15 protein-coding genes are annotated in these 23,436 nt (G+C 71.0%); 10 read left to right on the top strand and 5 right to left on the bottom strand.

Features of this window, described 5'->3' with window-relative positions; all coding sequences use genetic code 11:
* Window positions 1-180: 180 nt before the first annotated feature.
* From ACGFY5_RS16470 to ACGFY5_RS16450, 5 genes are all read left to right on the top strand, one after another.
* Entirely contained in the window at window positions 181-4,257 is a 4,077-nt protein-coding gene (locus tag ACGFY5_RS16470; RefSeq protein WP_392720648.1) for a SpoIIE family protein phosphatase, read from the top strand.
* A complete protein-coding gene (locus tag ACGFY5_RS16465; protein ID WP_392720647.1) occupies window positions 4,254-4,577 on the top strand; it encodes an STAS domain-containing protein in 324 nt (107 codons plus the stop codon). Before ACGFY5_RS16470 ends, ACGFY5_RS16465 begins: the two co-directional genes overlap by 4 nt.
* 82 nt (window positions 4,578-4,659) lie before the next feature.
* Window positions 4,660-5,970 carry an N-acetylmuramoyl-L-alanine amidase gene (locus tag ACGFY5_RS16460; RefSeq protein ID WP_392720645.1) on the top strand — a complete coding sequence of 437 codons (1,311 nt, stop codon included), beginning with the start codon at window positions 4,660-4,662 and terminating at the stop codon, window positions 5,968-5,970.
* Window positions 5,971-5,999: 29 nt separating this feature from the next.
* Window positions 6,000-6,359: a VOC family protein gene (locus ACGFY5_RS16455; protein WP_392720643.1), complete on the top strand. Its 360-nt coding sequence runs from the start codon at window positions 6,000-6,002 to the stop codon at window positions 6,357-6,359.
* Between the two features lie 9 nt (window positions 6,360-6,368).
* Window positions 6,369-7,730 carry a CoA transferase gene (locus ACGFY5_RS16450; protein WP_392720642.1) on the top strand — a complete coding sequence of 454 codons (1,362 nt, stop codon included), beginning with the start codon at window positions 6,369-6,371 and terminating at the stop codon, window positions 7,728-7,730.
* Here the strand turns inward: ACGFY5_RS16450 and ACGFY5_RS16445 are convergent.
* The 3 genes from ACGFY5_RS16445 to ACGFY5_RS16435 form a co-directional block, all read right to left on the bottom strand.
* Window positions 7,727-8,869, bottom strand: a complete 1,143-nt coding sequence (locus ACGFY5_RS16445; RefSeq protein ID WP_392720640.1) for a damage-control phosphatase ARMT1 family protein — start codon at window positions 8,867-8,869, stop codon at window positions 7,727-7,729. The two genes, ACGFY5_RS16450 and ACGFY5_RS16445, sit on opposite strands and share 4 nt — an antisense overlap.
* Window positions 8,870-8,940: 71 nt before the next feature.
* On the bottom strand, window positions 8,941-9,567 hold the full coding sequence (locus ACGFY5_RS16440) for a biotin transporter BioY (protein ID WP_392720638.1): 627 nt from the start codon (window positions 9,565-9,567) through the stop codon (window positions 8,941-8,943).
* Between the two features lie 115 nt (window positions 9,568-9,682).
* Window positions 9,683-11,977, bottom strand: coding sequence for a putative bifunctional diguanylate cyclase/phosphodiesterase (locus ACGFY5_RS16435; protein WP_392720636.1), 2,295 nt, complete (start codon window positions 11,975-11,977; stop codon window positions 9,683-9,685).
* Window positions 11,978-12,189: 212 nt separating this feature from the next.
* On the opposite strand from ACGFY5_RS16435, the gene ACGFY5_RS16430 reads away from it, so the two are divergent.
* The 3 genes from ACGFY5_RS16430 to ACGFY5_RS16420 all read left to right on the top strand — a co-directional run bounded on the left by ACGFY5_RS16430 (window position 12,190) and on the right by ACGFY5_RS16420 (window position 19,951).
* Window positions 12,190-12,969: an FAD binding domain-containing protein gene (locus ACGFY5_RS16430; protein WP_392720635.1), complete on the top strand. Its 780-nt coding sequence runs from the start codon at window positions 12,190-12,192 to the stop codon at window positions 12,967-12,969.
* Complete coding sequence (locus ACGFY5_RS16425) at window positions 12,966-15,689, top strand: molybdopterin-dependent oxidoreductase (protein WP_392720633.1); 2,724 nt, start codon at window positions 12,966-12,968, stop codon at window positions 15,687-15,689. The genes ACGFY5_RS16430 and ACGFY5_RS16425 overlap by 4 nt, the downstream gene beginning before the upstream one ends.
* Before the next feature lie 149 nt (window positions 15,690-15,838).
* Entirely contained in the window at window positions 15,839-19,951 is a 4,113-nt protein-coding gene (locus tag ACGFY5_RS16420; RefSeq protein ID WP_392720631.1) for a molybdopterin-dependent oxidoreductase, read from the top strand.
* On the opposite strand, the gene ACGFY5_RS16415 is transcribed toward ACGFY5_RS16420, so the two are convergent.
* Window positions 19,952-20,317 carry a hypothetical protein gene (locus ACGFY5_RS16415; RefSeq protein ID WP_392720630.1) on the bottom strand — a complete coding sequence of 122 codons (366 nt, stop codon included), beginning with the start codon at window positions 20,315-20,317 and terminating at the stop codon, window positions 19,952-19,954. It abuts the gene before it with no gap.
* Between the two features lie 2 nt (window positions 20,318-20,319).
* A complete protein-coding gene (locus ACGFY5_RS16410; RefSeq protein ID WP_392720629.1) occupies window positions 20,320-21,711 on the bottom strand; it encodes a DHA2 family efflux MFS transporter permease subunit in 1,392 nt (463 codons plus the stop codon).
* Between the two features lie 52 nt (window positions 21,712-21,763).
* Between ACGFY5_RS16410 and ACGFY5_RS16405 the strand changes: the two genes are divergently transcribed.
* Both ACGFY5_RS16405 and speB read left to right on the top strand, forming a co-directional pair.
* Window positions 21,764-22,384, top strand: coding sequence for a TetR/AcrR family transcriptional regulator (locus ACGFY5_RS16405; protein WP_392720627.1), 621 nt, complete (start codon window positions 21,764-21,766; stop codon window positions 22,382-22,384).
* Between the two features lie 18 nt (window positions 22,385-22,402).
* Window positions 22,403-23,347, top strand: coding sequence for an agmatinase (gene speB / locus ACGFY5_RS16400; RefSeq protein ID WP_392720626.1), 945 nt, complete (start codon window positions 22,403-22,405; stop codon window positions 23,345-23,347).
* Window positions 23,348-23,436 lie beyond the last annotated feature (89 nt).

Raw genomic sequence — 23,436 nt, 5'->3', positions numbered from 1 at the left:
CGGCGACGCCCGCGCCGCACCGGACCCGGCGCGGCGGCGCCCGCGCCGCGCCGGACCTTCGCGGGCTCGGTGAATGCCGCACCGGCAACACGTGCCGCGCGACCAGAGGCCGTCGTCAGCGACCCTCCCGAGGTACCGTGGTCGCTGATCCGCCCCGGGCGAGAGGGACCTTCCGACGCGATGAGCGGTGACAGATCTTCGGCCGGGCTCGACGTCTTCGCCTCCGACCCCGAAGTCGGCGCCGATCTGGCCCGCGTGGACTGGCAGGCGACCCCTCTCGGCCCACCGGCCGAGTGGCCCCAGAGCCTCCGCACCGCGGTCAACATTCTGCTCCCGTCCCGCTTCCCGATGTGGATGGCGTGGGGCCCGGACCTCACGTTCTTCTGCAACGCCGCCTACCGCCGCGACACGCTGGGCCGCAAGTACCCGCGGGCCCTCGGTCAGCCGGCGAGCACGGTCTGGGAGGAGATCTGGAACGACATCGGCCCCCGGATCGACACCGTGCTCACCACCGGCAAAGCCACCTGGGACGAGGGGCTCCTGCTGTTCCTGGAGCGTTCCGGCTTCCCCGAGGAGACCTACCACACGTTCTCCTACAGTCCGCTCCGCGACGACGACGGCGTCCTCGTCGGCATGCTGTGCGTCGTCAGCGAGGACACCGAGCGGGTCATCGGCGCACGGCGGATGTCGACCCTGCGGGACCTCGGCTCCGACCCGAGCGTCGTCCGCACCGAGCGCGAGACGCTGACGTTCGCCGCCGAGCAGCTCCGGCGCAACCTCCGTGACCTGCCGTTCGCCGCGATCTATCTGTTCGACCAGCACGGAAACGCGGAACTCGCCGCCACGTCCGGCATCGACGCCGGCCACCCCGCGGCGCCGCAGGTGCTGACGAAGGACTCCCCCTGGCACGTCGATCCGACCCAGCAGGAGTCGAGGCTGATCGATCTCGACGACGAGCTGTCGGCGTCGCTGCCCCGCGGCGACTGGCCGTTGCCGCCGACGAAGGTCCTGCAGGTGCCGCTGCTCGGTCAGGGTGGCGCGTCGTACGGCGTCCTGGTCGCCGGGCTCAACCGCTACCGCGACCCCGACGACGTCTCGTACCGCAGCTTCATCGAGCTGACCGCCACCCATGTGGCCAGCGGCATCGCCAGTGCACGCAGCTACCAGGCCCAGGAGCGGCGCGCCGAGGAACTGGCCGAGCTCGACCGTGTGAAGACCGCGTTCTTCTCCAACATCAGCCACGAGTTCCGCACCCCGCTGACGCTCATCACCGGCCCGGTGCAGGAGCTCCGCGACCGCCTTCCCGCCGACGACCAACGCTCGCGCGACGACGTCGAGATGATCCACCGCAACGGTCAGCGGCTGGCCAAGCTGGTCAACACGCTGCTCGACTTCTCGCGCATCGAAGCCGGCCGGATGCAGGCCCGGTTCGAGCCGATCGACCTGGCGCTGTTCACCGCGGAGCTCGCCAGCGTGTTCCGGGCCGCGATCGAGCGCGCCGGTCTGGTCTTCGACGTCGACTGCGCCCACCTCGACCAGCCCGTCTTCGTCGATCGTGGAATGTGGGAGAAGGTTGTTCTAAACCTGCTCAGCAACGCGCTGAAGTTCACGTTCGACGGCACGATCCGGGTCCTCGTTCAGCAAGCCACCGAGGGCGCAACAGTCCAGGTCGTCGACACCGGCATCGGCGTACCGGCCGACGAGATGCCGCGGCTGTTCGAGCGGTTCCACCGCATCCCGATGCCCCGCTCCCGCTCGAACGAGGGAAGCGGCATCGGCCTCGCGCTGGTGCGCGAACTCGTCGAACTGCACGGCGGCAGCATCACCGCGGAGAGCGAGCCGAACCGCGGCACGACGTTCACGATCGGTCTGCGGTTCGGTTCCGCCCATCTGCCGTCCGACCAGATCTCGACGACGACCGACGTCGATCTGCCGACGAGTACGGCCGAGCCGTTCGTGCAGGAGGCACTGCGGTGGCTTCCCGACGTGACCAGCACGATCGGAGACACCGCCGTCGTCCGTCCGATATCGACGGGGGACGCCGGCCGCGCGCGGGTCCTCGTCGCCGACGACAACGCCGACATGCGTGACTACCTGCAGCGTCTGCTCCGCAGCCGGTACGACGTGACGACGGTCGTCGACGGTGTCGCGGCGCTCGGTGCCGCCCGGGCCCACCCACCCGACCTGATCGTCAGCGACGTCATGATGCCCGGCCTGGACGGTCTGGAGCTGGTCACCGCACTCCGCGCCGACACCCGCACCGCCGGTATCCCGATCCTGCTGCTCTCGGCGCGGGCCGGGCAGGAGGCAGCGGTCGAGGGCCTCGACGCCGGAGCGGACGACTACCTGGTCAAACCGTTCGCGGCGCAGGAGCTTCTGGCGCGGGTGCGCACGATCGTCGACCTCGCCAACCTGCGCAACCACCACGCCCAGTGGCGTGCGGCGCTGATCGACTCGCTCCAGGAGGGCTTCTTCGTCTCCGACGGCGAGGGCACCGTCGTCGAGATGAATGCGGCCTTCACCGAGATCCTCGGCTACCCCGCCGAGGGCCTCCCGTACCCCGCGCCCCAGCCCTGGTGGCCGGACGCGCAGTCCGATCCGTCCGCCCACCAGCAGGTCGTCGAGGCCTACCGCCGCATCCTCGAAGGCCCCTACGGGGACTTCACCGTCCCTCTGCGGCACGGTGACGGTCACCGGCTCTGGGCCGCCGTTTCGATCAATGTTGTCGACGACGACCGCGGCGAAAAAATGATCGTCGGCACGATTCGTGACGTCACCGCCGAACACCGGGCCGCGCAACGGGACACCGCGCTCAACGCGATGAACGAGCGGCTCGGGGCGGCGCGCACCGTCCCCGAGGTGCTGCAGGCAGGCGTCGAACAGCTTCGGAAGCAGTGGCAGGCGCGGACGGTGTTCGCCCGCGGTTCGGGAGTGGCGGCGCAGGCCGGGCCCGGACCGGAACCGGCCGAGCTGGGCGACGTTCCACCGACCGGCCTCCGGATCGAGGGGGATTCCGGTCGGCCGGCCGGGGCGGGTACCACCGTCGATTCGGCGCTCGGCCCGGTCGCGCTCTGGCTCGTGCTCGATCCGACCCGCGGTTTCGGCCCAGAGGACCAGGACCTGCTGTTGGGGCTGCGGGGCTCGCTGGCGCAGGCGCTGCAGCGCGCGTACGCGTTCGACCAGCAGCGCGCGGTCGCCGAGGCGCTGCAGCGCTCGATCCTCGGCCCGTCGGTGCTGCCCGGCGGTTTCGCGGTGCGCTACCAGCCGGCCGGGCGTCCGCTCGAGGTCGGCGGGGACTGGTACGACGCGGTCGACCTGCCGGACGGGCGGATCGGCATCATGGTCGGCGACTGCGTCGGGCGTGGGCTGGCGGCCGCAACGGTGATGGGGCAGCTGCGCAGCGCGGGGCGCGCGTTGCTGCTGCGGGAGAGCGGTCCCGCCGCGGTACTCACCGCCCTGGACACGTTCGCCCGGCTGCTGCCCGGCGCAGCGTGCACCACTGCGTTCTGCGGGATCCTCGACGCCACCACCGGCCGGCTCGTCTACAGCAGCGCCGGTCATCCGCCAGGCATCGTCACGAACCCCGACGGGCGTACCGAACTGCTCGAAGCCAGCCGCGGAACGCCACTCGGGCTGAAGCGGGGGAACCCGCGCGCCGACGCCGAGATCGTGCTGCCGGGCCGGGCCGTTCTGCTGCTCTACACCGACGGGCTGGTCGAACGTCGGCGGGTGTCGATCGACTCCGGCATTCAGCAGGCCGCCGTCACGGTTCGAGACCACCGGTCGCTGCCGGTCGAGGACCTCGCCGACCACGTCATGGACGAGCTGGCCGGCCAGGACGGCACCAGCGACGACGTCGCCCTGCTGCTCTACCGGCACCCGGCGCCGCTCGACGTGTCGTTCGAGGCCCGGGCGGGCGAGCTGGCGGGGGTGCGGTCCACGTTCCGCAACTGGCTAGCCCGCGCCGGGATCACCACTGCCGACGCTCAGAACGTGTTGGTCGCGGCCGGAGAAGCCTGCGCCAACGCCGTCGAACACGGCTACCGTGGCGCCACCGGCCGAGTGCGGCTGGTCGCCAGCGCTTTGGGCGACGATCTGCGCGTGACCGTGTCCGACACCGGTGAATGGAGGGACACCACGGGTAACCCGCACCGTGGGCACGGACTCCATCTGATCCGATCGCTGATGGCCGACGTCACCCTGCACACCGGCGCCACCGGCACCACCGTAGAAATGACCACGAGGATCGCGTCATGACCGTCCCCCTGCAGATGACCAGCGGCGTTACCGAGGACGGACGCGCGCGGCTCACCGCTACCGGTGAGATCGATCTGAGCAACGCCGCGGACTTCCGGGACCGGCTGGCGGCCGAGGTCAGCCCGAAGAGCAAGCTCCTCGTCGATCTGACCCGGGTCGAATACCTCGACAGTGCGGCGCTCGCGGCGTTGTTCGTGCACGCCGATTCGATCGAGGTGCACATCGCGCCGTTGAACGAGTACCTGTTGACTGTTTGCGGACTCACTCAGTTGGCCGATGTGCGGGTGGTTCGGCCGGAGGATCCCGCGTCTCACTCATGACCCGCCGCCCCGTGCCGACGAGGTAGTGGGGCGCCTTTGCCGACGCCCTACTCCTGATTCCGGATCGCGGGGGCGACGGGTCATGCGACAGTCCAGGAGAACAGGCCGAACCTTTCTGGCCAGCGGCATGGTGGCCGCAGCCACGCTAGCGGCGGGCGTCCTGACACCCGCCACCGAAGCCACAGCCACCACCCGAGCCGCACCGGCCCACGTGGCCGCCGCGGCCGACACAGCCGCAGACGCTGCGCGCGGCACGGGCGCGGCCGTGGGTAGCGCGGGTGATGGGGTGGTGCGGGTTGCTCGGCGGCTCCGGGTAGGGAGTGCTGGGGCGCCGACCGGGGGTGCGCGGGGGCTGGCCGTGCAGCCGGTGGGCGTGCCGCTCGCGGACGGGCACGAGCTGGCGGTCGACGGCACGGCGCGCGTCCTGCGCGCCGCGACCGCAGGCGTACGGTTCGCCGCCGTCGGCGTGACCTGGCGTCGCGACGTCGCACTCGGCGAGGTGAGCGTCGCCGTCCGCACGAAGGCGTCCGGCACACCCAAGTGGTCCCCGTGGACCACGAACGAATACCACGGGGCGAACAACCGCGCCGGCCGCACCGGTCCAGGCCTGATCTGGACCGGCGACGCCGAAGCGATCGACGTCGTCCTGACCGGCGTCAGCGGCCGCTCACCGAAGGACGTCACGCTCGACCTGCTCGATCCGGGATCCAACCCGGTGACCTTCCGCGGCCTCCCCGCCGCAGCCCGGCAACCGACCCGCTACGGCAACGGCGTAGTCCAGATCTTCAGCCGCAGCGCCTGGGGCGCCAGCACCGCCTACATGCGCAAACGCCCGCGCTACGCGTCCAGCCTCAAGGCGGTGGTACTCCACCACACCGCAACGACGAACAACTACAGCGCCGACGACGTCCCACGCATCATCCGCTCGATCTACTACTACATGTCGGTCACCGAGAAATACGGCGACATCGGCTACAACGTCCTCGTCGACAAGTACGGACGCCTCTGGGAAGGTCGGGCGGGCGGCCTCGACCGCCCGGTGATCGGCATCCACGCCGGCGGCTTCAACACCGGCACCTCCGGCATCGCGATAATCGGCAACCACGACAAACAGCCGATCAGCGCAGCCGCCCGCGAAGCCGTCGCCCGCTACGCCGCGTTCAAACTCGGGCGCTACGGCGTCGACCCGCTCTCGACGCAACGGATCACCGGCGGCCCGTCGACGCGCTACAAGAAGCGCACCACCGTCCGCATCCCGGCGATCTCCCCGCACCGCGAAACCAGCCGCACCGCCTGCCCCGGCGACGAAGGCCTCGCGATCCTGCCGGGCGTCCGCACCCGCACGAAGGCCCTGATCGGCCGGTACCACCTCGACCCGAGGTCGCGTACTTAGCGGCCGCTGGAACGGGCAGTCCTACGGCCATGGTGAGCTCATTCGCGCAGTGGACGCTGGACGTCCGGGACGTCGATCTGATGGCGCAGTTCTGGTCGCAGGCCCTGGGCTACCGGATCGACAAGGGCGACGACGGGTCGGCGAAGCTCTACCCGCCGGCCGGTGCGCCGCCGAGCACCCCGACGGTCTGGCTGCAGGCTTCCGGCGAGGCCAAGGCAGGCAAGAACCGGTTCCATCCCGACCTCGTCACCGTCGGTGACGTGGACGACGAGGTGGTCCGGCTCGAAGGGCTCGGTGCGCGCCGCATCGACGTCGGCCAGACCGGTGAGGAGCCGTTCGTCGTCCTCGCCGACCCGGAGGACAACGAGTTCTGCGTTCTGCGCAGGTAGCGTTCCAGGATGGAGAGCCGGGCGATCGCGGAGTTCTGGGCCGGGGTGGGCGGGGCGCCCGAGGCGTTGTCGCGGCTGCGTATCGCGGGGCCGACGCAGACGTTGCCGTCGCCGCTGCCGGTGACGGATCTGGCCGTTGCGGCGGTGGCGTCGGCCGGGCTCGCGGCCGGTGAGTTCCTCGCCTCGCGGGGCGGTTCGGTCCGGAACTGCACGGTGGATCGGCGTGCGGTTGCGACAGCGTTCACCAGTGAACGCCACCTGCGTCTCGACGGGGTCGAGGTAGGCGGTTGGGCACCGCTCTCCGGCTTCTTCCGGACGCGGGACGGGTGGGTTCGGACGCATGCGAACTATCCGCACCACGAGTCGCGGCTCCTCGGCGCGCTCGGTCTCCCGTCCGGGGCCGACCGGGACGCGCTCGCCACCCACCTCGCCCAACGTTCCGCCCTCGACGTCGAGGAGAGGGTCACCGCTGCCGGCGGCCTGGCCCTGGCCGTACGCACCCCGGAGTCCTGGGCCACCTCCCCCGCCGGCCGATCCGCGGCCACCGGCTCTCTCACAGAGACCAGCCCCGGCTACGCCGCAGCCGCCGGCCCCCTGGTCGGAACCGGGGCCGACAGCGGCGCGGCGGCGCGCGGGATGCGGGTGTTGGATCTGACTCGGGTCATCGCCGGGCCGGTGGCCACCCGGACGCTGGCGTACCTCGGGGCGGACGTGCTCCGGGTCGACTCACCGAACCTGCCCGAGCTGATTCCCCAGCACCTCGACACGGGGCTGGGCAAGCGCTCGACGCTCCTGGACCTCCGCTCCCCCGCGGACCGCCGCACGTTCGACGACCTGCTGGCCGACGCCGACGTCGTGGTCACCGGGTACCGCGCCGGCGCCCTGGACGCGTTCGGGCTCGACGCGGACCGACTCCGCGCCGCGCGTCCGGAGCTCGTCGTCGCGAGCCTCACCGCCTGGGGCGCGACCGGACCGTGGCGGACCCGCCGCGGGTTCGACAGCCTCGTCCAGGCCGCCAGCGGCATCGCCGCATCCACCGCCGACGCGGACGGCCACCCGGGAGTGCTGCCCGCGCAGGCCCTCGACCACGCGACCGGCTACCTGCTCGCCGCAGCGATCCTCCGCGCACTCACCCGCGGCGGCGGCGCCACGATCCGCGCTTCCCTGGCCCGCACCGCCACCTGGCTCCTCCGAGCTCCGCGCAGTGCCGGCGCCGGAGCGTTCGATGCCAACGACTGGTTGGGGGAGCTGAACAGCCCGTACGGCGTCGTGCGGCACGCGCTGCCGCCGTTCCGCCTCGACGACGGCCCGCGCGACTGGCCGACCGGCCCAGTCACCTGGGGCTCCAGCGAACCCCGCTGGAGCACCTAGCCGCGCGTGTGGATCACCGCGTACTCCCCGGTGAGCCGCCAGGACTTCCCGGTGGCGTCCAGCCGAACGAGCGTCTCCTCCGTCAGCCCAACGGCGACATCACACTTCAACGTCCGCAACGCGGCCAACGGACTCGGGAAATGCGAGGTGAGCCCCGCGAACGGCGCGGTCGCGTGCCAGTGGCGGTCCCCGACCAGGCGCCGGTAGTTCAGATCGCCCTTCGAGATCGTCAACGAAGCCTCCGCGAACCGGCTACGGAGATCGACCGGCAGGGCCTGATAGGTCAACGGACCACAGAAGAACTCGTGCGCGTCGATCTCGAGCCGCCCGTCCCGCAGGAACCCGTCCAGCCGCTCGCCCACGTCCCGCGCCCGCCCGGGGGCACCCGTGAGCCGGTTCAGCGCGGCGAGCACGTCCGCCGTCGTGGCGTCGGAAACGTAGTAGGGATGCGGCTTGACGTGCAGCACGGCAGCGGTCGCGAGCCCGGCGTCCAACAGATGATCGAGCAGGATCAGATCCGGGAGCAGCTCCCGGCCGGCGTTGTCGGCGATCAGGTGCACCGCGCCCGGCGCCCGGTCGTGCACGAGCGCGCGGAACGCGTCGCTGTCGTCGGCGATCAGCCCGCCCGTCTCCGACCCGGCGGTCGGGCCGGCCTGGAAGCTCAGGTCCGCGCGGTTCCCCCACAGCGACGACTGCACGAGCGCGTCCCACTCGGGCGACGCATCGAGGGCGGCGAGTTCGTCGTCGACGGCCTCACCGGCCAACTCGCCCATCTTGGTGGGCGCGAACGGGTCGACGCCGCGCCACGGACCGGGCACGAAGTAGTCGACGGCGTCGAGAATGCGGCGGTAGAAGTAGCTTTCCGCCCAGAGGAACGGTGTCTCGCCCCACGGCAGGCCGCGGTACTCCGGGCGCCACCACGGCCACGGTTCGTGCCGCAGCGCGTCGACGTCGGGCGCGGTGATCGTGCCGGACGTCGATTCGAGCAGCAGCGCGTCGAGCGCCGCACGGTGGGACGCCGGGCGCGGCAGTTGCGTGGCCACCCGCTCGATCAGTACCGGGTGGCGGTCGTGGAACACGCTCCACGGGAACGACGAGGGGTCGCTGCTGTCGATCTCCGGAGCGAGCGTTTCGGTCACCGCTCGATCCTAGGCCGGGCCGTTCGCCCGCCCCGGCGCGCGCCATCGCAACGCCGGGGCGGGCAGCTCCGTCAGGCCGCGTCGTCCGAGCGGCGCTCGGCGCGACGGCTGAGTGCCTGGTCGGCTCGGCCGACGAGCGCCCAGGCGCCCGGGAGCACCAGGGCAGCGAGCGCGACCTTCACCGCGTCACCGATCAGGAACGGCGTCAGGCCGAGCTCGAGCGACTTCGAGAAGCTGACGTCCAGCGACGCCATCAGCCACGGCACACCGATCGCGTAGACCGCCAGGTTCCCGGCGATCATCAGCGGCACCGTACGCAGCACCGTCCGGTCGGCGCCCCGACGAGCCAACGCACCGACGACGGCCGCGGCCAGCACGTACCCGAGGATGTAGCCGAACGACGGCATCGACCAGCCCGACATCTGGTCGGAGAACCACGGCACTCCCGCCATTCCGGCGAGCAGGTACACGAGCATGCCCAGCACACCGCGTGCCGGGCCGAGTGCCGCCACCGAGAGCAGCACCGCGAACGTGCCGCCCGTGATCGGCACCGGGGTGAACGGAAGCGGGATCGCGATCTGCGCGAAGAGCCCGACGAAGAGTGCCGACCCGCCGACGAGAGCGGCGTCCCGAACGATGCCACCGGGGATTACGTCGGCGAGGACGCGGGGGGACCGGGTGACGCTGAGCGTGGACATGAGCCTCCTCCTGAAAACTTCCTGTCAGGAGGCTATTTACTCAGTTATCTCGGGCTCCAGGGCGTTCCGCGACGAACGTCACGTCCATCGATTTGGAGGAAACCTCCAACGACGTTCACCACCGACTACCGATCGTCAGCAGCTTCGAGGCTACGTCGTCCGCGCTGAGCGGCCTGGAGAACAAATAGCCCTGGCCTTTCCGGTAACCCAGCGCAGCGAGCTCCGCGGCCTGCTCCTCGGTCTCCACGCCCTCGGCGACGGTCCCCAGGTGCAGCGTCTGACTCAGCCGGACGACGGCCTCGGCGATCGCGGCGTGCTGCGGAGTGCCGTCCAGCTTGCTCACGAACGAGCGGTCGAGCTTGAGGATGTCGACCGGCATCTGCGTGAGGTACTGCAGCGACGAATACCCGGTGCCGAAGTCGTCGATCGCGATCCGGATGCCGGCCTCGCTGAGCCGGCTCAGCGCCGGGATCGCCAGGTCCGGATCGACGAGCGCGCTCTCGGTCACTTCCAGGACGAGATGTTCGGCGTCGAGGCCGGCGGTGGCGATCGTCTCCAGCACGATGTCGACGACACGGGGCTGATCGAGGTCCCGCGCCGACAGGTTGACCGACACCGAGAACTGCTGGTCGTCCGGGAGCGAACGCTGCCACTCCGCGACCTGGCGGCAGGCGTGGTCGAGTACCCAGCGACCGAGTTCGTGGATGATGCCGGTCCGCTCGGCGATCGGCACGAACTCCGTGGGAGACACCGGGCCGCGGGCCGGGTGGGCCCAGCGCATCAGCGCTTCGAAGCCCCACAGCGAGCGGTCGTCCAGCAGCACGATCGGCTGGTAGACGACCGACAAGCCGCGTCCGGTCGCCAGCGCGACGCGCAGGTCGCGTTCGAGTGCCGCCGCCGCGATCTCCGCTTCGTCCCCGCTGAGCCGACCCGCCCCGTCGGCGGCGCCGGGCCCGCACTCCGCCGCATACGATGACCAGCGGTTACGTCCTTCGCGCTTGGCCCGGTACATGGCGTGGTCGGCACGCCGGATCATCTCGACGGCACCGGCCTCGTCGTCCGCGAGTGCGATGCCGATGCTGGCGCCCACCTGCACCTCGGCGTGCGGAAGGCGCATCGGGGTGCGGAGGGCACGGAGCACCCGCTCGGCGACAGCGATCGCGTCGCTCTCCCGGGTGATGCCGCCCAGCACGACGACGAACTCGTCACCGCCGATCCGCGCCACGGTGTCGACGCCGAGCACGTTGCGCTCCAGCAGTCGCGCGACGGTCACCAGCAGCGCGTCGCCGCACTCGTGGCCGTAGGTGTCGTTGACCGGCTTGAAGCCGTCCAAGTCGATGAGCAACACCGCGACGGTCGGCATGCCCTCGTCGCCCGCCGCGGCCATCGTCGCCGCCCGCAGCAGCAGCGCCTCGTCCAACGCGCGGTTGAGTTGGACGCGATTGGCCAGCCCGGTCAGCGCGTCGTGCGAGGCGTCGAATGCGAGCAGGTCGTGGTAGGCCCGGCGCTCGTGGACGTCCCGGCAATTCAGGACGACGCCCATGATCTCCGGGTCGTCGAGGAGGTTGTAGGCGGTGAGTTCGTGCCACCGCGGCGTGCCGTCGGCGTGCCAGAGGCGCAGTTCGGCCCGGTGGTCACCGGACGAGGGCTCCATCATGCCGTCGAGGAAGACCGCGAACGCCTCGCGGTCGATCGGGTCGACGATCTCGTCCGCCGGACCACCCAGCAGGTCGGTCGGGCGATGCCCGAGCCGCTGCTCGGCGGCTTCCGACACGTAGGTGAACAGGCCCGCCGAGTCCACCACCGTGATGACGTCGCTGGTGTTCTTGACCAGGGCACGGAACCACCGTTCGCTGCGCCGGGCGGCGGCCCGTGAGCCGACCAGCTCCCGCTGCGTCTCCTCCTGCTGCTCCAGAATCGTGCCGTAGCTCCGGATCACCAGGACGACGACCAACAGGATCAACCCGCACAGGACGTAGGACTCGGGCGAGCCGAAGTAGTCGGCGACGAGGCCCCGGTCGATCGCGAGTGCGCCCAGCCCCGCGGTCACGCACGAGTACGCGACGGCCAGGCGCCAGACCCGCGCACCGCTCCAGCGCATGTGCAGGCTCGCGACCACGATCAGGCCGCCCATCATCACCGGACCCCAGCCGGTGACGAACGCGGCGACGCCGAAGCAGACCACCATGTGCAGGAACATCCGCAGCGCGACCCGCTGCCGCAGGACGCCGCCGGCGAGCCACAGCTGCACCGCTGTCGTGTTGGCGAGCAGCAGCGGAGCGGTGAGCGCGAGCAGCACCGGTGTCGAGTGCCCCCCGTACCAGCCGACCTCGTTGACGACCGCGATGATCGCGGACAGCACCACGACCTCTGTGAGCTCGGCGAGCAGCTGTGCGCGGCGGGACGTCATCGTGACGGCCTCCTTCCGCGCACGGCTGCGGCGCTCGGGACGGCCGCCTGACGCCCCATCGGCATTCCGCGGGGGAACCTGTGGGATCGGCCAGCTCAGGTGGGGTGCCGGGCCGTCACGTTCGGAGGAAACACCAGTAGCCGCTGGTCACTGGCAGTGATGTGATGATCGGGGAAGCACGTCCCGGAGGTGCCCAGGTACGAGGACTGAGCGTGGACCTGAACACGATCGACGAGGTGACCGGCGCGGCCGAGGCCGGCGACTGGCGGCCCGGCGACGGCTGGCTCGCCGGCGGCACCGTGCTGTTCTCCGAACCGCAGCCGGATCTGCGCCGGCTCCGCGACCTCACCACGCTCGGCTGGCCCGCGCTCACGCCGACGCCTGACGGCCTGGAGATCGCCGCGACCTGCACGATCGCCGAGCTGGACGCTTACGGTCCACCGCTGTTCCGTTCCTGCTGCGACGCATTCCTGGCCAGCTTCAAGATCCAGAACGTGGCGACGGTGGGTGGCAACCTGTGTGCTGCGCTTCCGGCTGGTCCGATGACGTCGTTGACCGCGGCGCTCGACGGGGTGTGCACGGTCGAGGCGCTGGATGGTGCGCGTCGTCTGGTTCCGGTCGTCGAGTTCGTGACCGGTGAGGGCACGACCGATCTGCGGCCGGGCGAGTTCCTGCGGTCCATCTTTCTGCCGAAAACGGCGGTCAGTGCACGCACCGCGTTCCGCCGCGGGTCGCTGCACACGCTGGGGCGGTCGGCCGCGCTGGTGATCGGTCGCGTCGACGCCGACGGCACGTTCGTCCTCACGGTCACCGCGTCCACGCGCCGACCGGTGCAGCTCCGCTTCCCGTCGGTTCCGTCCGCGATCGACCTGACGGCCGTCATTCCCCCCGAGCTCTGGGTCGACGACGTTCACGGGCTTCCCGCCTGGCGTCGGCACCTCACACTGCGTTATGCGGACGATATTCGCAGCGAATTGGCGGCGACCCGATGATCGTCAACGGAAAGCCGTACGAGCAGCCCCCACGCCCGGGCCAGTGCCTGCGCACGCACTTGCGGGAGCTCGGGCACTTCGGCGTGAAGAAAGGCTGTGACGCCGGCGACTGCGGTGCCTGCACGGTCCACGTGGACGGCTCCCCCGTGCACAGCTGTCTCTATCCGGCGGTCCGCGCCCGGGACAAGACCGTGACGACGGTCGAGGGGCTGGCTCGCGACGGGCACCTGCACTCCGTCCAACAGCAGTTCCTGGACGCCCAGGGTTTCCAGTGCGGCTTCTGCACGGCCGGGTTCGTGATGACGACGGCCGCGTTGGACGAGTGGCAGAAGGACGACCTGCCGCGGGCGTTCAAGGGCAACCTGTGCCGCTGCACGGGTTATCGCGCGATCGAGGACGCCGTCCGCGGAGTGCAGCACGCCTCGGACGAGGCCGGTATCGGCGGCAACGCGCCCGCCCCCGCCGGTCCGCTCGTGGTCACCGGCGCGGCCCGCTACACGTTCGACGTCGACGTTCCGGGGCTGTTGCACCTCAAGGTGCTGCGGTCACCGCACGCGCACGCGCGGATCGTCCGCATCGACGCCTCGGCGGCGCGGGCCGTTCCCGGCGTGCACGCCGTCCTCACGCACGAGGACGCACCGACGAAGCTGTACTCCACCGGCCGCCACGAGCGCGATCAGGACGATCCGCTCGACACCCGTGTCCTCGACGACGTGGTGCGCTTCCACGGTCAGCGGGTCGCCGCGGTGGTGGCGGAGTCCGAAGGCGCCGCGGAAGAGGCCTGTCGCCTGATCGTCGTCGAGTACGACGTCCTCGACGCGGTTTTCGACGCGGAGGACGCGTTGCAGCCGGGCGCACCCGTGCTGCACGCCGACAAGGGACCCGGGGACGGGATCGCACGGGCGGAGGGAAACGTCGCCGGCGAGGTGCACGGTGAGATCGGGAACGTCGAGGCAGGTCTCGCCGCCGCCGACGCGACGTGGACCGGAACGTTCCGTACCCAGCGAGTGCAACACGCCAGCCTGGAGACCCACGGCTCGGTGGCCTGGTTCGACGACGCCGGGCGACTGGTCGTGCGGTCGAGCAGCCAGGTGCCGTTCCTGACCCGGCGGGCGCTGTGCACGGTCTTCGACCTGCCGCTGGACCGGGTGCGGGTGCTGACCGGCCGGGTCGGCGGTGGGTTCGGCGGCAAGCAGGAGATGCTGGCCGAGGACCTGGTGGCGCTGGCCGCGCTCGTCACGAAGCGCCCGGTGAAGTACGAGTACACGCGCTCCGAGCAGTTCGAGGGCGCGACGACGCGGCATCCGTTCACCACGCGGGTCCGGCTCGGCGCGACGAGCGACGGAACGCTCACGGCGATGGATCTGCGGATCGTGTCGAACACCGGTGCGTACGGCAACCACGGGCCGGGGGTGCTGTTCCACGCGTGTGGTGAGTCGATGGCTGTGTACCGGTGCGACAACAAGAAGGTCGAGGGGTACGCGGCGTATACGAACACGGTGCCGTCGGGGGCGTTCCGGGGGTACGGGCTCGGTCAGGTGCTGTTCGCGGTGGAGTCGGCGATGGACGAGTTGGCTCGGGAGCTCGAGCTCGATCCCGTCGAGTTCCGGGCGCGCAACGTGATCCGGGGTGGGGATCCGCTGGTCACGCCGGCGGGGCACGAGGCGGATCTGACGGTGGCGAGCTATGGGCTCGATCAGTGCCTCGACGTTCTCCGGGAGGCCCGGCAGGCGCGCGCGGACGACGTTCCCCCCGGGTGGCTCGTCGGGGACGGCAGTGCGATCGCGATGATCGCCACCACGCCGCCCAACGGCCACTACTCCGACGCGACGGTCACGCTGCTGGCCGACGGGCACTACGAGCTCGCGGTGGGAACCGCGGAGTTCGGCAACGGCAGCACGACCGTGTTCCAGCAGATCGCCGCCGACGTGCTCGGCACCACCGTCGACCGGATCACGATCCGCCAGTCCGACACCGACGCCGTCCCCCACGACACCGGCGCCTTCGGCTCCACCGGCACGACGGTCACCGGCAACGCAGTCCTATCCGCCGCCCGCGCCCTCCACTCCACCCTCCTCTCCACCGCGGCCGGCGCGCTCCCAACCGCAAACACGTCAGGCGCCGCAGGCGCCGGCGGGTGGCGGCTGGAGGCGGATGCGGTCGTCGGTGGCGCCGGCCGGGTGACGTTGAAGGATCTGTGGGAGGCCGCGCACGCTGCCGGGCGGCGGCTCAGGGGGGAGGGGCATTTCGGGGGGACTCCGCGGTCGGTCGCGTTCAACGCGCACTGGTTCCGCGTCGCGGTGGACCCGGGCACCGGCGAGATCCGCATCCTCCGCAGCGTCCACGCCGCCGACGCGGGCCGCGTGATGAACCCGATGCAATGCCGCGGTCAGATCGAAGGCGGCATCGCCCAGGCCCTGGGCGCCGCTCTGTTCGAACACGTCCGGATCGACGAGACCGGCGCGGTGACGAACCCGACCTTCCGCACCTACCACCTCCCCACCTTCGCCGACGTGCCCCACACCGACGTCCGCTTCGTCACCGACGTGCACGACCCGATCGGCCCCCTCGGCGCCAAGTCGATGAGCGAATCCCCGTTCAACCCGATCGCCCCCGCCCTCGCGAACGCCGTTCGCGCCGCGACCGGCGTCCGCTTCACCCAACTCCCCCTCGCCCGCGACATCGTCTGGCGAACCCTGTCCGCCCGCACCCCGGCGTGACCGCGCTCCCCCGGAGTCGCGTCGCCCCGCGGCCGGTGGGCCAGGGTACGGCGGGCTCACCGTGTGGGCGGGGCGGTGTGCGGGAGGTGTAACCAGGCCTGCCCGAACCGCGTGACGTCGACGAAACGCCTGGTTCGCACCATCGAGGCGTGTCCGAACGCGTTAAGACCGTGTGCTCGTACTGCGGCGTCGGCTGCGGCGTCGTCCTGGAGATCGGGCGCGACGCCGACGGGCGGCGGCGCGCACTCACAGCGTCCGGAGACAAGGAACATCCGGCGAACCGGGGCAGGCTCTGCACCAAGGGCGCCACCAGCGTGGACCTGTTGTCGGCCGAAGGCCGGCTCTCCACGGCCCTGGTCCGCGACGACGCGGGCCAGACCCCCACCCCCGTCGACGAGGCGATCACCCTGACCGCCCGGCGCCTCCGGGCGATCCGCGACGAGCACGGCCCGGACGCGATCGGGCTCTACGTCTCCGGTCAGATGTCGCTCGAAGCCCAGTACCTGGCCACCAAACTCGCCAAGGGCTACCTGCGCACGAACCAGATCGAGTCGAACTCGCGGCTCTGCATGGCCAGCGCGGCGAGCGGCTACAAACTCTCGCTCGGCGCCGACGGCCCACCCGGCTCGTACGACGACTTCGACCACGCCGACGTGTTCCTGGTGATCGGCTCGAACATGGCCGACTGCCACCCGATCCTGTTCCTCCGGATGCTCGACCGGATCAAACGCGGCGGCGCCAAGCTGATCGTCGTCGATCCTCGAAGGACCGCAACCGCCGCGAAGGCGGACCTGTTCCTGCAGCTCAAGCCAGGTACGGACCTGGCTTTGCTGAACGGGTTGCTCGCGCTGCTGCCGGTGGACGCCGACTTCGTCGCGAACCACACCGAGGGCTGGGACGCGATGCCGGCGCTGCTGCGGGACTACCCGCCAGCGCGGGTTGCCGAGATCACCGGCGTTCCGGAAGACGACCTGCGGGAGGCCGCGCGCCTGATCGCCGGCGCCGGCGACCGCTGGATGAGCTGCTGGACGATGGGCCTCAACCAGAGCACCCACGGCACGTGGAACACGAACGCGCTGGTCAACCTGCACCTGGCGACGGGGGCGATCGGGCATCCCGGGGCCGGGCCGTTCTCGCTGACCGGTCAGCCGAACGCGATGGGTGGCCGGGAGATGGGGTACATGGGGCCTGGTCTGCCTGGTCAGCGGTCGGTGCTGGTCGAGGGCGATCGGGCGTTCGTGGAGTCGCAGTGGGGGTTGCCGGCCGGGACGATTCCGACGGCGGTGGGCTCGGGCACCGTCGATCTGTTCCGGCGGATGGCCGACGGCGAGGTGAAGGCGGCCTGGATCATCTGCACGAACCCGGTCGCGTCGGTCGCGAACCGGCGGACGGTGATCGAGGGGTTGGAGGCCGCGGAGTTCGTCGTGACGCAGGACGTGTTCGCGAACACCGAGACGAACGAGTACGCCGATGTGGTGCTGCCTGCGGCGATGTGGGCGGAGTACGACGGGGTGACGGTCAACTCCGAGCGCAACCTGACGCTCGCACCGCAGGCCGTGGATGCGCCCGGCGAGGCGTTGCCGGACTGGCTGCTGATCGCCCGGGTCGCGACCGAGATGGGGTTCGAGGGCTTTGCGCATGCGTCCGCTGCGGAGGTGTTCGCCGAGCTGACCGCGTTCGCGAATCCGGTGACCGGATACGACCTGCGGGGCGTTTCGCACGCGCGGCTGCGGGAGGGGCCGGTGCAGTGGCCTTCGCCGCCGGGGGATGCGGTTGCGCGGCATCCGCAGCGCTACGCGGTCGATTCCGCGGACGGCGCGCGGACCAGGATGGTGTTTCCGACGGGGAGTGGGCGGGCGGCGTTTTATCCGCGTCCGCACGTGCCGCCGGCCGAGCTGCCCGACGAGGATTTTCCGTTCGTGCTGAACACGGGCCGGTTGCCGCATCAGTGGCACACGATGACGAAGACCGGCAAGGTCGAGAAGCTGGGCCGGCTGAACCCGGGGCCGTTCGTCGAGGTTCACCCGGCGGACGCCGCTGACCTCGGGGTCCAGGACGGGGACCGGATCGACGTCGCGTCGCGACGGGGGCGGGCGGTGCTGCCGGTGGTCGTCACGGACCGGGTGCTGCCCGGAACGTGCTTCGCGCCGTTCCACTGGAACGACGTGTTCGGCGAGTACCTGAGCGTCAACGCGGTGACGAACGACGCGGTTGACCCCATCTCGTTTCAGCCCGAGTTCAAGGTGTGCGCTGTCGCGCTCACAGTCGTTCCTGCTCCTGTCGACGTCACGGCGCCCGCCGCCGTGGACGCGTTGACCGACGTGTTCGGGCTGGGCGCAATGGCACCGCCAGTGCTCTCGGCCGCGGAACGCCACTACTTGGCGGGCTTCCTGACGGGCCTGCAGGCCGCGCCAGCGCTCGACGGACGCATCCCGGTACTGCCGGCGGGCGCCCCGTTCGCCCCGGACACGGCTCTCTGGATCAACGGCTCCCTGGCCGGCACCCACTCCCGCACGGGCACCGTGAGCCCAGGCACCCTCGGCGCGGCAGGCGCCACCAGCACGGCGGGCGCATTCGGCGCGGCCGGTGCCGGGAGCGCGGTCGGCACCGTCGGTATCGCAGGCGTGGGGGCGCGGGGGGTGATGGTTCTGTGGGCTTCGCAGACCGGGAACGCGGAGGAGTTCGCGTTGTCGGTGGCGGCTCGGCTCGCGGAGGCAGGTCGCACAGTGACCGTGTTCGACATGGCCGACTGCTCACCAGCGGCGCTGCGCCAGGCGTCGGACCTGTTGTTCGTGACGAGCACGTACGGCGACGGCGAGGCACCCGACAACGGCGGGTCGTTCTGGGAGGCACTGTCCGCACCGGACGCTCCCCGGCTCGACGGGCTGCGGTACGCGGTACTGGCCTTCGGCGACTCCAACTACGACGACTTCTGCGGCCACGGCCGCCGCCTCGATCTCCGTCTCGCCGAGCTGGGCGCCCACCGCCTGACCGACCGCGTCGACTGCGAACCGGACTACTCCCCCGCAGCCGAAGCCTGGATGACCCACATCCAAACCGCACTCTCGACCCATCCGGTCGCAGCCGGCGCGGTCAGCACGAACAGCGCCGCAGCCGGCGGGGCCACTGACGCCGGAATGGCGCTGGACCGGGGTGGGAGGGGGGCTCCGGTTGCGGTTCGGGTGGTGGGAAATCGGGTGTTGAGTGGGTCTGGGGCGGTACGGGAGGTGCGAGAGTTCACGTTCGAGGCCAACGAGCTGGAGTACGACGTCGGCGACGCTCTCAGCGTCCGGCCCACGAACTGCCCGAAGCTAGTCGACGAATGGCTCACCCTCACGGGGCTCGACCCCACCACCCCGGTAACCCTGTCCGGACAGGACCTCACGCTCGACGAGGCGCTACTCCACCACCGCGAAATCGCAGCCCTGACCCCGAAGCTGCTCCGCTTCGTTCTCGACCGCACCCGGAGTCGCGAACTCAACAAGCTCCTCCGCCCCGACAACAAGGGCGAACTGGCCCGCTGGACCTGGAGCCGCCAGGCCCCCGACCTCCTCGCGACCTACCCCGTCGACGCAGCCGCCCAAGAATGGATCGACGCCCTACCGGCGCTCCAACCCCGGCTCTACTCGATCTCGTCGAGCCCGCTCGACGACCCGACCCTCGTGCGCACGACCATCTCCGTCGTCCGCTTCGACAACGAGGCGGGTCACCAACGCAAGGGCGTCTGCTCGACGTTCCTCGCCGACGCCCCCACCGGCACCACCGTGCCGGTGTTCGTCCAGCGCGCCACGCACTTCAAGCCCCCCGCCGACCCAGCGACCCCGGCGATCATGGTCGGCCCCGGCACCGGCGTCTCGCCTTTCGTCGGGTTCCTGCAGGATCGCCGCGCCCGCGGCGCGACCGGCCGCAACTGGCTGTTCTTCGGCGCCCCGCAACAAGCCACGGACCACTACTACGCCGACGAACTGGAGCAGCTCCGCGCCGACGGAACGCTCACCCGCCTGGACACCGCGTTCTCCCGCGACCAGCGCGCGAAGATCTACGTCCAGGACCGCATGCGGGAGCACGGTGCCCAGCTCTGGTCCTGGCTCCGCGACGGTGCGCACTTCTACGTCTGCGGCGACGCCCGCCGCATGGCCAAGGACGTCGACGCGGCCCTGCGCGAGGTGGTCGCCACCCACGGCAACCTCTCCTCCGACGACGCCGCGACCTACGTCAAACAACTCTCAGCCGACCGCCGCTACGTCCGCGACGTCTACTGATCAGTCCTCCCAGGGAGGGGTCTCGCCTAGCTTGGCGTAGTACTTGGCCAGGTGGCTTTTGACTCGGGCGATGTCGGCCTCGGGGAGGTCGATGCCGCCGTGGGAGCCCTGCATGATCGCCGCGGCAGCCATGAAGCCCCGTGGCATCGCGACGAGTTCACCGTCGACGACGTCGGCGATGAGGAGCTTGTAACCGGTGAACTTGTCTTTGCGGTCCTTGTCGTACCAGACGTGCGCGTTGCGGTACTTCTCGTTGGGCTCGTCCTCGGCGTCGGCCCAGGCACGCACGCGCTTCTCCGCGGCGGAGCCGTCCCAGCGGGCAGCGCGGTCGCCCAGTGGGAAATTCTGGAATGCGGTGACGGACATGGTCAGATGCGTTCCCCGGTAGCGGCGGTCTCATGCGTGCGCGCCTCGGCGGTGGTGAGCCAGGCGGCGGCGAGGACGCCGAGGGCGGAGGCGGCGACGAGCCACCAGAACGCGCTGTGGAAAGCCACGTCGGCGCCGCGCGGCAACCCGTTGGCGACCACCACCGCGAAGATCGCGCCGCCCAGTGCCCCGCCGACGCGGTTGACGATGTTGACCTGCGCCGCCGCGTCGGGCAGTTGGGTGGGCGTGACCGCCGCGAACGCCGCGGTGACCGCCGGGGTCAGCGCCCCTGCCAGGCCGGCTCCGCGAACGAACAGCAAGCCCTGGACGATCCACTCCGGGGCGTCGATCGGAAGTAGTGCGAACGGGAACGTGGACGCGACCGTCACCAGGCTGCCGGCGAGGCTGACCCAGCCGCCGCCGATGCGGTCCGACAGGCGTCCGGCGAGCGGGAGCGCGATAGTGGTTCCGAGGCTCATCGAGAGCAGGAGCAGGCCGGTCTCCAGCGGGTCGGCGCCGCGCCCGAGCTGGAAGTACAGCGGGTAGAGCAGGCCCGCGCCGAAGAGCGCGGCACCGGCGAACGCGCCGGTCGCGACGGCGGCCCGGTAGGCCCGGTTGCCGAACAGCCGCAGGTCGAGGATCGGGTTGGCCGATCGCGCCGAGTGCACACCGTAGACCACAAGCGCACCCACCCCCGCCCCCACCAGGACCAGCGGACCGGCGTCCCGCGACTCCCCGAACCGTGTGCACCCGTACACGACCAACGGCAGTCCGACGCTCAGCAGCACCAGGCCGAACGCGTCGAGCCGTCCGGGATCGCCGGCCTCACCGCGCGGCAGGTACCGGAGACCGAGCCAGATCGCGACGACGCCCACCGGCACGTTGATCAGGAACAGCCAGGGCCACGACCAGACCTCGATCACCGCGCCACCGACCACCGGGCCGAGCGCGGGCGCCAGCGTCACCGCGACGCCGAGCGCCGCCATCACCCGGCCGAGCCTGGCCGGGCCGACCGCCTGGCCGATCACGGTCTGACCGGCCGGGATGAGCATGCCCGCGGCCAGGCCCTGGACGACGCGCAGACCGATCAGCCAGCCGATCGTCGGTGCGAACGCGCAGGCGGCCGACGCGATCGTGAACGCGGCCGCGCAGGCGAGCCAGAGCCGGCCGACGCCGATCCGTCGGCCGAGCCAGCCGCAGATCGGGAGCGACGCGGCGAACGCGACGAGGTAGCCGGTCGCTACCCACTGGGCGGTGCCGAGCGTGGTGTGCAGGTCGCGGGTGATCGTGTCGAGGCCGACGTTGACGACGGACGCGTCCAGGCCGGTGAGAAACGCGCAGGACGCGATGATCGCGCTGACTCGCCAGATCGGCCAAGGGATCGGTTCGTTCATGACCCCGACTGTAAAGTAATCGTTTTACTTTACGCAAGGATAAAGTAGCCCCATGCAGCTCCAGGCCGAGAAGCGCGACGCGATCACCCGGGCCGCGCGGATCGTGTTCGGACGCGACGGGTACGCGCGCGCCGGGGTCGACGCGATCGCCACCGAAGCCGGGGTCTCGTCGCGGACGCTCTACAAGCACTTCGTGAGCAAGGACGTGCTGTTCGCGTCCGTGCTGGAGGCCAGTGCGACGCAGGTCGCGGACCGGTTCGAGGCGCTGCTGCGGGACGTGCCCGGGGCCCGAACCGCGGACGACGTGCCGCGGGAGCTGATCGCGGTGGGGCACGCGCTGGTGCGGCAGGCGATCGACAACCCGGAGCACTTCGCGATGGTTCGTCAGATCACCGCGGAGTCGACGCACTTCCCGGAGCCGGTGATCACGGCCTGGCAGGAGGCCGGGCCGCGGCGCGTGGAGCGTGAGGTCGCGCGGAGACTGGTTGCGCTCGGCGAGCGGGGACTTCTGACCGTGCGGAACGTCGACCGCACCATGCTGCACTTCATGGCGTTGACCACGATCGAGGCCAATCCGCGGGCGATGAAGCCGGTCGGGCACCTGGGTCCGGAGCGGACCGCGGAAGCGGTTGCGGCCGGGGTTCAGGCGTTCCTCACCGGCTACCAGCCCTGACAGAACCGGAGCGTCCGCATGTCCACGCCGATCGGACCCGTCGACAACTCGCTGATCCCGCGCTATGCGGGGCCACCGACGTTCGCCCAGCTGCCCCGAGCCGATCAGGTCGCCACCGCGGACGTCGCGGTGCTCGGCGTCCCGTTCGACTCCGGCGTCAGCTACCGACCGGGCGCACGGTTCGGCCCCGCGCACATCCGCACGGCCAGCAAGCTCCTGCGCCCCTACAACCCGGCGCTAGACGTCGCCCCGTTCGCGGTCCAGCAGGTCGTGGACGCCGGTGACCTCGCGGTCAACCCGTTCGACATCGGCGAGGCGGTGGCCACGATCGAAGCCGCCGCCAAGACCTACAGCACCACCAAACTGCTGACGCTCGGCGGCGACCACACGATCGCCCTGCCGCTGCTGCGAGCCGCCCACGCACAGCACGGTCCGATCGGCGTCGTGCACTTCGACGCCCACCTCGACACCTGGGACACCTACTTCGGCGAACCCACCACTCACGGGACGCCCTTCCGCCGGGCGTCCGAGGAGGGGCTGCTCGACCGCGAGCGGTGCCTGCACATCGGCATTCGCGGGCCTCTCTACACCGCCGAGGACCTCACCGCGGACGGTGTGCTCGGCTTCCAGGTGATCCGTGCCGACGACTACGAGACGAGCAGCGTCGCGGACGTCGTGGCGCGCATGCGTCGGCGGCTCGGGGCCGGCCCGGTGTACGTCAGCGTCGACATCGACGTCCTCGACCCCGCCCACGCGCCGGGCACCGGCACGCCGGAGGCCGGCGGGCTGACCAGCCGGGAGCTCCTCAACACGCTGCGCGGCCTGGTGGGGCTCGACGTGATCGGCGCCGATCTGGTCGAGGTCGCCCCCGCGTACGACCACGCCGAGATCACCGGGGTGGCCGCCGCCCACGTGGCGTTCGAGCTCCTCTCCGTACTGGGACGGAACACCACTGCCTCGTAACGGACGCCGAGCCGCCGGCCGTGGCTGGTTTCGGCGCGCGACACGCCGATTCCACCCCTCACTGGCGATGCTCGCGCACAACGCGTCGC

The organism is Cryptosporangium sp. NPDC048952, from assembly GCF_043197895.1.
In the GTDB taxonomy this organism is placed as follows: domain Bacteria; phylum Actinomycetota; class Actinomycetes; order Mycobacteriales; family Cryptosporangiaceae; genus Cryptosporangium.
The sequence above is the reverse complement of the archived record's forward strand: the minus strand, read 5'-3'. Positions and strand labels throughout refer to the sequence as shown.